The following is a 14,046-nucleotide window of genomic DNA, read 5'->3' on the forward strand; positions in this document are numbered from 1 at the left end:
CGGAAAGAGCCCGACAGGGGTGGCAGTCCGCGTCCTGTGCCGGATCCTCGCGCTCACAGCGGCGATCTGGCACAACGACAAAACCGGGCAACCGATCAAACGGTCGCTGACCGCCTACGATCACTGACCGCAACGACACCCCTTGGACTCATTCATCTAGCACCGCTAACCACCCTGCCCCGGGTCGCGACGCGACCGCAAGACGCCAACGGCGAAGAACCCCCACGGGAAACGCCCGCCGATCAAGAAACAGCAGACCGGCGGCGCATGCGCGGGAGACTCATGCCGAGACGCGGGACTTCGCGACTTCCCGGGGCGCGGGAAGCTCCACCTCCGCCGACGGCGCCTCGCACTGCATGGCACGCGGCAGGCGCAGCGCCATCAGCGTCCCGAGCAGCAGCAGCCCCGCGCTCACCAGCAGCGTGACATGCAGCCCGTGCACGAAGCTGTCCCGAGCCGCCCGGCGCAGGGCGACCCCCGCCGACCCCCCGAGCCGCCCGGCGACCTCGTAGGCCTCGCCCAGCGAATGCCCCGCCGAAGCCGACGCGGACGCCGGCACGCCCGGCACACCGTTGAGTCCGGGCGCGTACGCCGCGTTCATCACGCTGCCGAGCAGCGCGATCCCGATGCCCGCGCCCAGCTGGTACGACGTCTCCCCGATCGCCGCCGCCCCGCCCGCCTGCTCCGGCGGAGCCTCGCTGAGCATCGACTCGTAGGCCGCGAACAAGGTCGTCTCCAGGCCGAAGCCCAGCAGGAGGAACCCGAGCAGCAGCAGCCCCGCGTTGTCCGAACCGCCCATCGCGGTCAGCGTCAGCACCGCGAGCGCCGTGAGCAGGAATCCCCCGCACACCATCCGGCGCGGGCCGAACCGGCGCAGCAGCCGCGCCCCGGCCAGCCCCGCCGCCATCGCGGCGAAGGTGAGGGGGAGAAGTCGCAGGCCCGTCTCGAGGGGGGACAGGCCCAGCACGAGTTGCAGGTACTGCGCCGCGATCAGTTCGAGGCCCACCAGTGCCAGCATCGCCAGCACGATGCACCCCACCGACGTGCTGAACGCCGGCCGCCCGAACATCCGCAGGTCGACCAGGGGATGGGCGCAACGGCGTTGACGGCGGACGAACAACGCGATCAGCGCCGCGCCCACCACGAGCGGCACCACGGTGAACAGTCCCAGTTCCCCGCCGCCCAGCCGCTTCACGCCGAGCACGACGCCGAACAGCCCGGCCGCCGCCATCAGCGCGCCGACCACGTCCCAGGGGCCGCCCTTCGCGCCCCGCGACTCGGGCAGCAGCAGCCGTCCGATCGGCAGACTGACCAGCATCAACGGAATGTTGACAAGGAAGACCGAGCCCCACCAGAAGTGCTCCAGGAGGAAGCCGCCGAGCAGCGGACCGACCGCCGCGCCCACCGCGGCGACCGCACTCCAGATGCCTATCGCCAGCGCCCGTTCGCGCCGGTCCGGAAACACCTGGCGCAGGATCGACAGCGTGGCCGGCATGATCATCGCGCCGCCCACGCCCAGCAGCGCCCGCGCCACGATCAGCGTCTGCGCACTTCCGGCGAACGCCGCCAGCGCGGAGGCGACGCCGAACAGGGCGTATCCGAGCAGCAGGATCCGCCGGCGGCCCACCTTGTCGCCGAGCGTGCCGAACAGGATCAGCAGCGAGGCGCAGACCAGCGGATAGGTGTCGACGATCCAGAGCAGCTCGATCGCGCCGGGCCGCAGGTCCTCGGTGACGGCGGGCACCGCCACGTGCAGCACGGTGGCGTCGACGGCGACCAGCAGCAGGCTGACGCACAGCACCACCAGCACGACCCAGCGGTTGGCACCGGCCCCGGCCGCCCTACGGCGCAGCCCAGCGGCGGCCGTGGTCGTCCCGGACATGTACGTACCTCCCAGGTGATCCCCCGGTCCGGCGGGCTCGCGGGGTGGGGACTCCCCGCGACTCGGCCGGAGAGGAGCGGTGGTCTCCGGCCCGCGCAAACGAACACGAGTGGAACGCAGCGTACGCGAGTTCGCGCCACGGCCAAGTGGCGGACCTCTCACCGTCCACGGGCAACCCATGTGGCGTACGCCACTCCGCACAGCACTCCCCATGCCGCCCTCCATGCCGTCTTCACCGCCTCTTCACACCGCCTCGCGCGCCGTCGCACACGCCCCGGCGGTCCGCGTCGCCGAGCGCCCCGTCGATAATCGAGCCCGTGACCGATCTTGAGACCCGTGTGACGCCGCGCAGCGCCGCGGCCCTGCGCCGGGCGGCTCCCGCCCTGCTGGGGTACGCGGCCGTGCGCGCCCTGGGCCTGCTCGCCCTGGCCCTGTGGAGCGCCGCCCGCGACAAGAGCGCGTACACCCTGCTGACCGCCCGCTGGGACGCCCTCTGGTATACGAGGGTCGCCGAGCTGGGGTACGGCTACGAGGTCCGGCTGCCCAACGGCGACGTCCACTCCAATCTCGCCTTCTTTCCGCTGCTGCCCTGGCTGGAAAGGCTGCTGCACGCGGTGAGCCCGCTGTCGTACGCCGACGCCGGTTTCGTCGTCTCGCTGCTCGCCTCGCTCGCGGCGGCCTGGGGGATCTTCGCGGTCGCCGATCACGTGTACGGGCGCCGGGCCGGGGTGTGCGCGGTGCTGGTGTGGGCGGTCCTGCCCGTCGGGATCGTGCAGTCGATGGCGTACAGCGAGTCGCTCTTCACCGCGCTGGCCACCTGGTCGCTGTACGCGGTGCTCACCGGCCGGTGGGTGACCGCGGGGGTGCTGGCGTCGTTGTCCGGGCTGACCCGTCCGGTGGGGCTGGCGGTGGTCGCGGCGGTGTGGGCGGCGGGCATCGCGTCCTTCCTTCGGGAACGGGCGTCCGCCCGGCGGGTCCCGTTCGCGGGAACCCGCAGCACAGCGCCCGAGTCCGGCGCGCACGCCCCCGAGCGCGCCCCTCACGCGTCGGCCGACGCCCCGTCCGGGCGCGAGGTCACGGCCGACGGGCCCCGTCTCGCGCCACGCGCCCTCGGCATGCTCCTCGCGCCCCTCGGCGCCGCCGGATACGTCCTGTGGGTCGGCCATCGCACCGGCAAGGGGCCCCTCGGCTACCTCGACGTCCAGGCGGGCTGGCGCAACGGCTTCGACGGCGGATACGCCTTCGCCCGCTTCGTCGCCGACAAGTTCACGTCATTGCCGTCGGCCCTCGCCGGCCTCGGCCTGATCGTCGGCGTCGCCCTGCTGCTGTGGCTGTACGTCACCTGCGTACGGCAGCGCCAGCCGCTTGTGCTGCTGGTGTACGGGGGTGCGGTCCTCGCGCTCGCGCTGTGCGCGTCCAGCTACTTCGGCTCGAAGCCACGACTGCTGCTGCCCGCCTTCCCGCTGCTGCTGCCGCTCGCCCTGGCCCTGGCCCGGCTGCGGACCGCCGGGTCGGCGGGGGTGGTGGCGGGCCTCGCGGCAGCCTCGGCCGTGTACGGGGCGTGGTGGCTGAACGGCTCCGGTCCTCCGTAACGGTGCGTCCGGCTTTTCGGCGAACCCATTCACAAGTTCCCTAAAACCATCCCTTGGAATGACCAAAGGAATTGAAGGGAACAGCGTTCGACGATTACTCATTCTGCAGTAATAAACAGCCCCCTGAGAGCAATCCCACATCACATCGTCATCACAAACCGGCGGTATCGGCCGGGTCGCGACCTCACTCGCTGTAACGTCGTTTAGGTGCGTACCGAACAAAACCTCACCCGTCTGGACCGGGTGTTCGCCAGGCTCGACCGTGAGCCGGAACGACCGGCCCACATCGATGTGCCGAAGATGAGCAGGCACCGGGTCGCCCTGTTGTCGGCGACCCTGGCCTTCTATCTGGCGATCGTGTGGCTCGTGGTGGTCACCTCGTGGCTGGTCCGTTTCGACTGGCAGGTCATGTTCTTCCGGCCGTACCAGCAGTGGCCGGAGATCCACGCCTTCCTCGACTACTACGTGGTCCTCGGCCAGCGCGGCCCGACCGCCGTGATGGTCGCCGCCTGGCTCGGCTGGAGATCCTGGCGCCAGCACACGCTTCGCCCGCTGCTCACGCTGGGCGCCTCGCTGCTGCTGCTGAACATCACCGTGGGCGCCGCGAAACTCGGCATGGGGCGGCTGGGACCGCACTACGCGACCACCATCGGCTCCAACGAGATGGGTCTGGGCGGCGATATATTTCCCAGCGGCCACACCGCCAACGCCGTGGTGACCTGGGGAATCCTGGCGTATCTGGCCTCCACGCCGAGGGCCCGCCGCTGGCTGTCCGCGGTGTCCGCGGTGGTCTCGCTCGGCGTCGGCCTCACCACCGTCTATCTCGGTACGCACTGGCTGAGCGATGTGGTGCTCGGCTGGGCCGCGGGGCTGCTGGTGCTGCTGGCGCTGCCCTGGTGCGAACCGCTGATCGCCCGCGCCGAGGTCGCGATCTTCGCCCTGCGGGACCGTCGGCGCGAGCGTCGCAGCGGGGCGTTCCCGGCTCCGGCCCCGGTCCCGGCGACCCCTGTCGCCGTGTCCCTGCCGCTGAAGCCGCACCCCGTGGCCCAGGACGAGGCGTCCGCGGCCCGCGAGCCGCTCGCCCCCGCCAGGTCCCCGCGCGCACCGGCCTATCTGGCCCCGGGCCCGCACTCGACCCGTTCGGAACGCACCCCGGTCACCCCGATCGGGACCCGCCGCCCCCCGCACGCAGACCGCCTCCCGCGCGGTACGACGGCCTCGGCGGCGCCCCGACCCCTGACAGGCGGCTGACCAGCTCGATCGCCGCCCGACGCGGCGGGACCCCGGTACGCACAACCCGGTCCCGCACCGAAGGCCCCGGTTCCTCGAACTCAGGAACCGGGGCCTTCGTCATGCCGGTGCGATCCGCTTCCGAGCGGCTCAGCCCTTCCAGGCGCGGGTCACGCGTCCGTCCTGCACCTCGAAGTTCAGCCGCCCGAAGCGGTACTCCATGGTGACGATCGTCCCGGGCGCCAGCGAGCGCACCGACGACCACCCCCGTTCGCGGGCGAGCCGCTCGGCCCGCGCGGCCTCGAGGCCGACGTATCCGTCCGGATTGTCCTGGGGCTCCTCTGGCGGAGTGTGATTCGGTGCCATGCCGCCACGCTAGGCCGCGCGCCGCGCTCGGGGAAGCCCGGACCGGAGATACGGATCACTCCGGTCACACTTCTGTCACAGGACCACGACACGCGTTTCGGCCCGACCCGGTCACGCGTACGAGGGGTTTCGTACGCCTTCCGCGCGTATTCGAACGCAATTCCCACGTGTCGTCCGGACGCCCCGAATAACCTGCCGAAAGGCGCGCGGAGAACCGTCCCCGGACCCCGTTCCTTTTCGGTTCCGGACGGGATCGCGGGAGCTGACTGCACGTAGGAAATGCACTGCTCCCCCACACATCCTCCGTACCAGGTGGGCGTCTGTCTCACGGTGTGTACGCCAGTTGTGGGACGTCGAAGCAGGTGTCGGTCATCTCTGACCGGGTGACCCACCCCCTGCCGTCCTGCCAGCGGGCGACCGACAGACACGTCCGGCGGGACTTCGGCGGCTCGGCGAGCCGCTCGAACCGCACGGGGAGCAGCAGCCCGTCGGCGTCGTACCCCTGGCTGCGGTTCATGAAGGCGTCGACGCACGCGCGCGTGACGCCGTCGTTCCCCGTCGCGTCCTGCTCGGCGCACGACTCGGCCGCCTCGGTGAACCACATGGCGGCCGCCCACCCCTCCAGCTGCCACTGGGAGTGCGTCTTCAGCCCCTTGGTGGCGTCCCGGAACTCCCGGACGGCCCGGTTCGAGGTGTCCTCGTAGTTGCGGCTCGACCCGGTCGCCCACAGGGCGTTGCGGCAGGTCGGGGAGTCCTTGTAGTCCTCAGGGACGGTGGAGGTCCAGTTCTGGACGTTCGTCACCTTGGCGGTGACCTTCGCGCCGACCTCGTCCATCGCCTCGCACAGCCGGGCGTTGCCGTGCGTGTCGAGGGCGTCGAGGACCAGGTCTGCGCCCTGTTCCTTCAGGTCGGCCGCGGCGGCGCGGAAGTTGGGCAGCGCGAAGTCGACCTGCTCGCTGACGACCTTGTAGCCCTCGGCCTTCAGACCGCGCTCCACGAGCCTCGCGTAGGCGGCGGACGCGGCCTGGTTGTAGGAGACGACGGCGGCCGTACGGGCGCCCTGCGCGCGCTTGAAGTACCGGTACACCTCGGTGCCGCCGTACAGCTTCCCGTCCCAGCCCGGCGTTCCGGCGCGGGGCGCGAGGCTGCCGTAGACGCCGTACAGGTGCGGCCAGGTGTCATAGGCGGCGCCGATGGGCTGGCCGCCGATGTCCGCCGCGCGCGCGTGGGAGACCCGGGAGGCGCCGGCGTAGTCCAGGGCGGTGGTGGCGACCAGGGCGACGACCTTGTCCTCGTCGAGCAACCGGTGCACGCAGGTGTTGTCGCCGACGCCGCTGCCGCCGTCGTCGCACAGCCGTACCTCCACGGGACGGCCGTCGATGCCCCCGCGCGCGTTGAGCCGGTCGAAGTACGCCTGCGCGCCGTCGCGCGGGCCGGTGAAGGCGCTGCCGCCGACCGGGCTGGTGGCGCTGGCGATGATGCCGACGCGGATGGGCGCTGCGCCGGTCTGCCCGGGCGTGGCCCGCGAGGACGCGTCGGGCGACGCGAAGTCGCTCTCCGGGAGCCGGCTGCCGCAGGCCGCGCTCAGCAGGAGCAGCAGCGCCGCGGCGGCCGTCTCAGCAGCCCGGGAGCGCCGAAGCGGACGCATCGCCGCTCAGCTGGACCAGCGCGCACAGCGAGTTGACGGACACCTTCCAGGTGCCGTCCTCCTCGACGGCCGTGCCGGAGGCGCCCGGCAGGGCGGTCGCGCCGTCGAGCGTGAGCGTGTAGGTCACCGTCGCCTCGGTCGGCTCGGTGAACTCCACCTTCTCGACCTTCGCCGCCACCTGTGCGCCGCGCTGGTCACCGCTGAAGGCCTCCAGGACCGGACCCATCTGCTCGCCGTGCTCCAGGACGGCCTGCTTGTCCTCGGCCGAGGTGGCCGGGTCGAAGAACTTCTCCCAGTTCTGCCGGATCTCCCGCTCGGCCGCAGCCGGGTCGGCGGGCGCGTTCGTGGCCGCGGGCGCGCTCGTCGTCGTCCCCGGGGCGGACGCGGAGGGCGTGCCGGCGCCGCTGTCGCCGTCGTCGCTGCAGGCCGCGAGGGCCGGGGTGAGCAGGAGGACGAGGGCGGCCGCGAGTGCCGTGACCCGGCCCGCCGCCCGCGGGCCGCCTCCCCGCCGTGTGTTCCCCCGCCTGAGGTCGCTCCCGAGAACCATCTGGCTCACCACCGGGTGTCGGTCCGGGCCGAGGACGCCCGGTGCTTTCAGGGTCGGCTTCCTCAGGGCATAGTGCAAGCCATTGGCCGGCTTGCGAACTCAGCCAGACACACGACGTGTGGGAGCCGACGATGACGCCGACGACACGGACAGCGCGGCCGGCGCGGCTGCGGAACGTCCACCCCGTCCTGTGGGCCGGCTGGGCGGCGCTGGCCGTCGGCGCGGTGCTGTGCGCGGTCGGCTGGTACGGCGTCTCGGGCGAGCGGTACGCCGAGCGCCAGCTGCCCTATCTGGCCTCCTGCACGATCCCCGGCGCCGCGCTGATCGTCGCCGCGGCCGTCCTCCTCGCCCACGGGCGGAGCGCCGTCGCCCACGCGCGCGTGGAGGAGCTGTACGGCCTGCTGGTGGCGGCCGGGCCGGAGGAACCGGAGGAGTCCGCGACGACCGCGCCCGTCGCGGTCAGCGGCGAGCTGCGGATGGTGCCGGGCGGCACCCTGTGGCACCGCGCGGACTGCCCGCTGGTCGCCGGGAAGGCGGAGGCGGTGCCGGTGGACGGCCGGCTGCTGGCGACCGGCGACCTCGACCCGTGCCCCATCTGCGAGCCGGACGCGGCGGACTCCTGATGTCGTCCCTCGGCTACGACCTCACGCTCGCCGGCCTCTCGGTCGGCAGCGCGGCGGCCCTCACCGGGATCGGTCTGGTCGTCACCTACCGGGCGACCGGCGTGCTCAACTTCGCGCACGGGGCGATCGCGATGCTGTGCGCCTACGTGCTGCGGCAGTGCGTGGTGGGGTGGGGGTGGCCGCTGTGGCCGGCGGCGGCGGTCACGCTGCTGTTGTTCGCCCCGGCCGTCGGTGTGCTGCTGGAACGGTTCGTCTTCCGTCCGCTCGCGGTCCTCGGCGACGACCCGGCCCAGACCCTCGTCGCGTCCATCGGCGTGTTCGTGCTGCTGGTGGGCGGGGCGGCGCTGATCTGGGGGCAGGGGGCGCGGGACGACGTGCCGGAGCTGGTGTCGGCGTCGGCGGATCCGTGGGGGCAGCTCGGCGTGGTGCTGGTGCTCGCCGTGGGGGTGACGGGGGTGATCCGCGGGACGCGCTTCGGGCGGGAGCTGCGGGCCGTGGTCGACGACCGGGAACTGGCCGTGCTCGGCGGGATCGACGCGGACCGGGTGGCCGCCGCGGGCTGGGCGTTCGGGTCGTTCACGGCCGGCCTGACGGGCGTGTTGCTGGCGCCGTACGTGCGTCTGGACCCGTACGGGCTGCCGCTGCTGGTGATGGAGGTCGTCGCGGTCGCGGTCGCGGCGAGGATGCGCAGCCTCCCGGTCGCGGTCGTGGTCGCCCTCGGGATCGGCGTCGCGCAGAGCCAGCTGGCCCGGCTGCACCCGACGGGCCGGGGCGCGCCGCTGCTCCAGGCGGTCGGCACGAACCTGTTCGTCCTCGCCCTGCTGGTCGCCGCACTGGCGCTGCCCGGCGTCGGCACGCGCGACGCGCTCCCGCGCCCGGCACGCGCGCGGGCGACGACCCCGCCGGGGGCCTGGATCGTGGCCGTCGTGCTGTTCCTGCTGCCGCTCGGTCTCGCCGGATCCGACCTGCACACGGCGGTCCAGGTGCCCGCCCTGGGCGTGATCCTGCTGTCCCTGGTGGTCGTCACCGGCCGCGGCGGGCAGATCTCCCTCGGGCAGGCGGCGTACGCGGGTCTGGGCGCCCTGTTCACGGCGCTGCTCGCGGCCGGACGCTTCCCCGGCCTCCCCCGCCTCCCCGAACTGGCGGCGCTGGCCGTGGCGGTCCTCCTGGTGGCCCCGCTGGGCCTGCTGACCGGCTGGCCCGCGATCCGCCGCCACGGCCTCGCCCTGGCCCTCGCGACCTTCGCGGTCGGCGTCGGGGTGAGCCGCTTCGTCTTCGCCCAGCCGTACGCCACGGCCGGCCTCTCCCTCGGCCGCCCCGCCGGCCTGGACGGGGACCGCGCGTACTACGTCCTGGAGCTGGCCCTGCTGGCGGCCGCGCTGCTCGCGACCCGAACGCTGCGCCGGGGACGCACCGGACGGGCCCTGGCGGCGATGCGCGACCACGAGCCGGGCGCCGCCGCGGCGGGCGTACGGGTCCCGTCCCTGAAGCTCCTGGCCTTCGTCGCGGGCGCCGCCCTGGCCGCACTGGGCGGCGCCCTCCTCGGCATGGGCCTGCGGGCCTTCGACCCGGGCGCCTACGACCCCGTGCGGGGGCTGCTGTGGTTCGCCGCCGTGATCGTCCTGGGCGCGGACAGCACCCTGGGCGCGCTGGCCGCGGCAGCCCTGTTGGTGGGCCTGGACGCGGGCGCCCGAGGAGGAGTGGCGGCAGCTCTGATCGGAGTGCTGGCGGTCCTGGTGGGCCGCTTCCCCGACGGACCGCACAGCGCGCTGCACGCCATCGGCGAGCGACTGCGCACGGGTGCGCAGCGGGGGGTGCGACTGACGCCGGTGGGGGCGGCGGCGCGGGAGAGGCTGGCGCGGGCACGGGTAGCGGGGCGGCCGAGCGGGATGGGCACGGTCACGCCGCGAGGGGGCGCGGGTCGGGTCGCCGTGCCGCACCCGGAGGGCGTCTCGCCCACACCGCCCGCCACCCCGCGCGCTCCTCACCGCACTCCCTCTCCCCCGCCCCCGTCACCCCACGCCCCTCTCCTCGCCGCCCGTCACCTTCGGGCCCGCTACGGCGGGTTCACCGCGTTGGACGGAGTCGGGCTGAGCGTCGGGGCCGGTCGGGTCGTCGCCGTCGTGGGGCCCAACGGGGCCGGGAAGAGCACGTTGTTCCACTGTCTGGCCGGGACCCTGCGCCCCGCGCGCGGGCAGGTGCTGCTCGAGGGGCGGGACATCACCCGGCTCCCCGCGCCCGCCCGCACCCGGCTCGGTGTCGCGCGCACCTTCCAGCAGTCGGCCGTCTTCCCGTCGCTGACGGTGGCCGAGAACGTCCGGGTCGGCGCCGAGCAGGGGCGGATCGCCGATCCGGGGGCCGTGGAGCGGGCGTTGGCGCTGTTCGGGCTCGACGGGGTCAGGGCGCTGCCCGCCGCCGGACTGCCCACCGGCACGCTGCGTCGCGTCGAGCTCGCCCGGGCGTTCGCGGGCAGCCCGCGGGTGCTGCTGCTCGACGAGCCCGCCGCCGGTCTCGACACCGCCGAGGCAGCCTCGCTCGCCCGGGTGCTGGGCGCGCTGGCCGCCGAGGGCACCGCCCTGCTCGTCGTCGAGCACGACCTCGACCTGGTGGCCGGCCTCGCCGACGTCGTGCACGTCATGGCGGCGGGCCGGATCGTCGCCTCGGGACCGCCCGACCGCGTCCTCGACGCCCTGCCCGCGCAGGAGGCGAACCCATGACCCTCGCCCGGATCTCCCGGCTGCCCCCGCTCTCCCCGCTCTCCCTGCGGCACGCGCGCGTGCGCTACGGCCCGCTCGAAGCCCTGCACGGCGTCTCCCTCACCGCTCCGGCCCCCGGCCTCACCGTCCTGCTGGGCCGCAACGGCTCGGGCCGTACGACGACGCTGCGGGCGCTGGCCGGGGTCGTGCCCCTCTCCGGCGGCGCGGTGGTCTGGGACGGGACGGACGTGACCGGGATGCCCGCGTTCGAGCGGGCGCGGCGCGGACTGTGCCTGGTTCCCGACCGGCGGGCGGTGTTCGGCTCGCTGACCGTGCGGGAGAACCTGGACCTCGCCTCCGCCGACCACACGTTCTACCCCCACCTGGAGACCCTGCTCGCGCGCCGGGCGGGCACCCTCTCGGGCGGTGAGCAGCGCATGGTGGCCCTGTGCCGCGCTCTGTCGACGTCGACGCAGGCGCGTGTGGTCCTCGCCGACGAGCCCACCCGGGGCATGTCGCCGGCAGCCGCGGCTCATACCTACGAGCTGCTCGCATCGCTCGACGCGTGCGTGGTGCTGGCCGAGCAGCGGCTGCCGCCCGTGCTGCTCGGCCGGCGGGCCTTCGTGTACGAACTCAGCCGCGGGGCCGTCGTGTTCGCCGGGGAGACGGGCGAGTGGGCGGCACGGCGGCCCGGAACGCCGTAGTGGCCCCACCCGGCCGGTACTCACGGGTGGGGCCACCGGCGGGTGCTCAGAGCGTCAGGCGCTGCCCGGGCACGATCAGGTCGGGGTCGCCCCCGACGACGGCCTTGTTGGCGGCGTAGACCCGCTGCCAGGTCGTCGAGTACCGGGCCGCGATGGTGCTGAGGGTGTCGCCCTGGACGACGGTGTAGTCACCGCGTGAGGTGCCGCGCGAGGTCTGGCTCGTCGAGCGCTCGGGCGCCGCCGAGGAACTCGACTTCGACGAGCCGGACTTCGAGGAGTTCGAAGAGCCGGAGTTCGAGGACTTCGAGGAGTTCGACTTGCTCGAGTTCGACTTGGTGGAGTTCGACTTGGTGGAGGACGAACCGGAGTCCGGCGCGCTGCCGGACGCTCCGGCGCGCGCCGAGCAGGTCGGCCACGCACCCCACCCCTGTGCCTTCTGCACCTTGGTGGCGACGGAGATCTGCTGTGCCTTGCTGGCCTTGTCGGCGGTCGAGGCGTAGGCGGAGCCGCCGTACGCGCGCCACGTACTGGCGGCGAACTGCAGCCCGCCGTAGTAGCCGTTGCCGGTGTTGATGTGCCAGTTGCCGCCGCTCTCGCACTGGGCGATGCGGTCCCACACCCCGCTGTCGGCCGCCGCGGCGTTGCCGGTCGCGGACAGCAGTCCGAGGGGGGCGAGGAGTACCGCCCCGGCGAGGACCGCCGTCTTGCGCGAAGCCTTGCGGGTGTAGTTATCGGCACATTCGGACATGTAGATCCCTCTCTACGTACCCGGGCTCCCCGTGGTCGGGCGCGTCGGCCGCACAAGGACGCGGTCGGCGCGCTCCGCCCCCGTCCGCCGACGATCGTGCTGCGCGGTTCCGACTCTGCGTCTGACGCTTCGTCTGGCTCTGCGCGGCCGGCGGACGTACCCGAGCGGTGCGAGTTGCACACGGCGGAGCAATCTAGGGACCTTGATGACCCGTTATCAACCGACTCCCTGTTGTCCCAGGCCAGTTAGCAGTTACCGTAGGTAGCGGCGAATTCCGGCCACCTACTTCATTCCCTCATTTCACGATTTGTCGACCAAGCCTTCGAACAAACTGTGAGTCAGTTCACCGGGCCAACTTCCGTAACCTCCCCGTTACTTGACATGGAGTGCCCAATTCCGCACACAGCGTGACCGCGCGCGCAGGACGGTTCGATTCCGTGCGCCGTGCAGCGTGACTCCCGCCACAGCTCGCCCGTTGTCTTCTTCATGAGCCGGGACCCACCCGGACCACGAGCCGGAGCCACCCGGCCTCGCCCACGCACCGCATCCGAGGGAGCCACCCGTGCCGCGCATGCTCGACGTCAGCGACGAGGTACGCGCCGAGATCGGCGACGAAGAAGCCGACCGGCTACTCGCCGGAGACAACGCCCCGGGCAGTTACGACTGCACGTCCTGTCGCACCCAGGGCGACTCCGAGAACGAGCGCACCAGCACCGTCCTGTTCATCGGGGACGAGACCGCCGTCCTCGCCTTCGCCCACGCCACCTGTCTGCCCTCCCAGGTCGTCCAGGTCACCGAGGAGCAGTTGCAGGGCGCGGTGCGCTCCATCAGCGGCGACACCGTCGACCTGGACCCCGACAAGGTCGTCCCCGAGCAGGCGGTGCTCGGCGTGACCAGCGGACTCGTCCTGATCGCCGGGGAGTTGCACCCGGCCCTGGTGGTCGAGCCGACGGCGCCCATCGTGCGGCCCGGCACCGTCGGCGCCGGCGACGACTTCCTGCCGCTGCTCATCGAGCAGGGCTTCATGCCGCTGAGCGAGCTGACCGAGGTGCCGCCGGTGCAGCACGGCTGGTCCGTGCTGCTGGCGATGGGACAGCTGCACGCGGTGCTCCAGCCGTCGGCCAACGGGGGCCAGCCGGTCGCCTGGTGGCAGGCACACCAGCCGCTTCAGGTGACGGAGGGCTGGCGGGCCGCCGCCAACAAGCACCAGCAGGTGCTGATGTTCGCGGCGCCGGTCGGGTCGATCGGCCGCCAGCCCCGGGAGGACCTGCTGCGCGACGCGCTGGACAAGGCCGCGGCGAACGGACAGTTGGTCGGGGCCGCGCTTCCGCTCGCCGGGACCTGAGTCCGCCCACCGGGCGCGGGGCGGGAACTGTGGTCGTGGTCGCACCTGAAACGCAGCCCCGCGCCCCCAAAGGCATGCCGTGCGACCGCATCTCTTGATGTCCGACCTCGTTTGGACATACGTGCACACCTACGACGTTCCCCGCCGCCCGGCCTTCCAGTCGATCCCGTCCGCGCGACCGGCCCAGGACTCCCAGGGCGGCCCATCGGCCACGCCGATCTACGACGCGCTCTACGCCGAGTACGTCAAGACGTTCCGCTCGCTGCCGGGCGACCGCAGCGGCGAGGACGATCTGGGGTTCACCGCCTTCGGGAACATCCCGCACACCACGGGCTCGGGCTCGTACGCGCCGCCCCGCCCGGGATCGTTCAGCAGCTCGTACAGCGCCTACAGCGCGGGGGCGCAGAGCGCGCGGCACGGCACGGGGCAGCAGTCCCAGTGGCAGCGGGTCGGGCAGATCGGCCAGCAGCCCACGCCCACCGTGCTGCACCACATCCCGGCGGCGCTCCCGCCGGCCCCCCGCAGGAGCTTCTGACCGGATCCGAGGACGGCCGGTCCGCGCATGGTGGGAGGGCGGTACCCGTAGCTACGGGTACCGCCCCCCCCCCAGGAGAGCGCAACATCACCACCCAGAACACCACTCACACACACCGAGAAAGGGGGTG

At 73.0% G+C, this 14,046-nt stretch carries 12 protein-coding genes and 1 pseudogene; 8 read left to right on the top strand and 5 right to left on the bottom strand.

The genetic code is table 11. The annotated features are described in order from the left end of the window. Positions 1 to 127: pseudogene (locus AB0J04_RS26095) on the top strand (IS982 family transposase); the annotation flags it as partial. A 153-nt stretch (positions 128 to 280) separates the two neighbouring features. Here AB0J04_RS26095 and AB0J04_RS26100 read toward each other — a convergent pair. Further along, complete coding sequence (locus tag AB0J04_RS26100; protein ID WP_363170975.1) at positions 281 to 1,882, bottom strand: MFS transporter; 1,602 nt, start codon at positions 1,880 to 1,882, stop codon at positions 281 to 283. A 317-nt stretch (positions 1,883 to 2,199) separates the two neighbouring features. On the opposite strand from AB0J04_RS26100, the gene AB0J04_RS26105 reads away from it, so the two are divergent. Continuing rightward, positions 2,200 to 3,474, top strand: coding sequence for a mannosyltransferase family protein (locus AB0J04_RS26105; RefSeq protein WP_363170976.1), 1,275 nt, complete (start codon positions 2,200 to 2,202; stop codon positions 3,472 to 3,474). 207 nt (positions 3,475 to 3,681) lie between these two features. Then, positions 3,682 to 4,725, top strand: coding sequence for a phosphatase PAP2 family protein (locus AB0J04_RS26110; RefSeq protein WP_363170977.1), 1,044 nt, complete (start codon positions 3,682 to 3,684; stop codon positions 4,723 to 4,725). Positions 4,726 to 4,854: 129 nt separating this feature from the next. Here AB0J04_RS26110 and AB0J04_RS26115 read toward each other — a convergent pair whose 3' ends face one another. The 3 genes from AB0J04_RS26115 to AB0J04_RS26125 form a co-directional block, all read right to left on the bottom strand. Continuing rightward, positions 4,855 to 5,070 carry an I78 family peptidase inhibitor gene (locus tag AB0J04_RS26115; protein WP_363170978.1) on the bottom strand — a complete coding sequence of 72 codons (216 nt, stop codon included), beginning with the start codon at positions 5,068 to 5,070 and terminating at the stop codon, positions 4,855 to 4,857. Between the two features lie 325 nt (positions 5,071 to 5,395). Further along, complete coding sequence (locus AB0J04_RS26120) at positions 5,396 to 6,718, bottom strand: ABC transporter substrate-binding protein (protein ID WP_363170979.1); 1,323 nt, start codon at positions 6,716 to 6,718, stop codon at positions 5,396 to 5,398. Further along, a complete protein-coding gene (locus AB0J04_RS26125; protein WP_363170980.1) occupies positions 6,687 to 7,265 on the bottom strand; it encodes a hypothetical protein in 579 nt (192 codons plus the stop codon). The genes AB0J04_RS26120 and AB0J04_RS26125 overlap by 32 nt, the downstream gene beginning before the upstream one ends. Before the next feature lie 131 nt (positions 7,266 to 7,396). Between AB0J04_RS26125 and AB0J04_RS26130 the strand changes: the two genes are divergently transcribed. From AB0J04_RS26130 to AB0J04_RS26140, 3 genes are read left to right on the top strand one after another with little or no spacing between them, the layout of a single operon-like run. After that, positions 7,397 to 7,888, top strand: coding sequence for a hypothetical protein (locus AB0J04_RS26130; protein ID WP_363170981.1), 492 nt, complete (start codon positions 7,397 to 7,399; stop codon positions 7,886 to 7,888). Continuing rightward, a complete protein-coding gene (locus AB0J04_RS26135) occupies positions 7,888 to 10,605 on the top strand; it encodes an ATP-binding cassette domain-containing protein (RefSeq protein WP_363171014.1) in 2,718 nt (905 codons plus the stop codon). Before AB0J04_RS26130 ends, AB0J04_RS26135 begins: the two co-directional genes overlap by 1 nt. Next, entirely contained in the window at positions 10,602 to 11,288 is a 687-nt protein-coding gene (locus AB0J04_RS26140; RefSeq protein ID WP_363170982.1) for an ATP-binding cassette domain-containing protein, read from the top strand. The genes AB0J04_RS26135 and AB0J04_RS26140 overlap by 4 nt, the downstream gene beginning before the upstream one ends. Before the next feature lie 46 nt (positions 11,289 to 11,334). Here AB0J04_RS26140 and AB0J04_RS26145 read toward each other — a convergent pair whose 3' ends face one another. Beyond that, positions 11,335 to 12,036 carry a transglycosylase family protein gene (locus tag AB0J04_RS26145; RefSeq protein ID WP_363170983.1) on the bottom strand — a complete coding sequence of 234 codons (702 nt, stop codon included), beginning with the start codon at positions 12,034 to 12,036 and terminating at the stop codon, positions 11,335 to 11,337. Positions 12,037 to 12,598: 562 nt separating this feature from the next. Here AB0J04_RS26145 and AB0J04_RS26150 point away from each other — a divergent pair. Then, complete coding sequence (locus AB0J04_RS26150; protein WP_351915247.1) at positions 12,599 to 13,381, top strand: hypothetical protein; 783 nt, start codon at positions 12,599 to 12,601, stop codon at positions 13,379 to 13,381. A gap of 121 nt (positions 13,382 to 13,502) precedes the next feature. After that, entirely contained in the window at positions 13,503 to 13,916 is a 414-nt protein-coding gene (locus AB0J04_RS26155; protein WP_363171015.1) for a hypothetical protein, read from the top strand. Positions 13,917 to 14,046: the final 130 nt, after the last annotated feature.

Origin of the sequence: Streptomyces sp. NPDC050263, from assembly GCF_040655955.1 — a bacterium.
Taxonomy (GTDB): Bacteria; Actinomycetota; Actinomycetes; order Streptomycetales; family Streptomycetaceae; genus Streptomyces.

What these genes read in the sequence shown, in the direction of transcription:
- AB0J04_RS26145 (WP_363170983.1), bottom strand. Translation starts at nt 12,036, where the DNA reads ATGTCCGAATGTGCCGATAACTACACCCGCAAGGCTTCGCGCAAGACG.
- AB0J04_RS26100 (WP_363170975.1), bottom strand. Translation starts at nt 1,882, where the DNA reads ATGTCCGGGACGACCACGGCCGCCGCTGGGCTGCGCCGTAGGGCGGCC.
- AB0J04_RS26140 (WP_363170982.1), top strand. Translation starts at nt 10,602, where the DNA reads ATGACCCTCGCCCGGATCTCCCGGCTGCCCCCGCTCTCCCCGCTCTCC.
- AB0J04_RS26135 (WP_363171014.1), top strand. Translation starts at nt 7,888, where the DNA reads ATGTCGTCCCTCGGCTACGACCTCACGCTCGCCGGCCTCTCGGTCGGC.
- AB0J04_RS26130 (WP_363170981.1), top strand. Translation starts at nt 7,397, where the DNA reads ATGACGCCGACGACACGGACAGCGCGGCCGGCGCGGCTGCGGAACGTC.
- AB0J04_RS26115 (WP_363170978.1), bottom strand. Translation starts at nt 5,070, where the DNA reads ATGGCACCGAATCACACTCCGCCAGAGGAGCCCCAGGACAATCCGGAC.
- AB0J04_RS26125 (WP_363170980.1), bottom strand. Translation starts at nt 7,265, where the DNA reads ATGGTTCTCGGGAGCGACCTCAGGCGGGGGAACACACGGCGGGGAGGC.
- AB0J04_RS26120 (WP_363170979.1), bottom strand. Translation starts at nt 6,718, where the DNA reads ATGCGTCCGCTTCGGCGCTCCCGGGCTGCTGAGACGGCCGCCGCGGCG.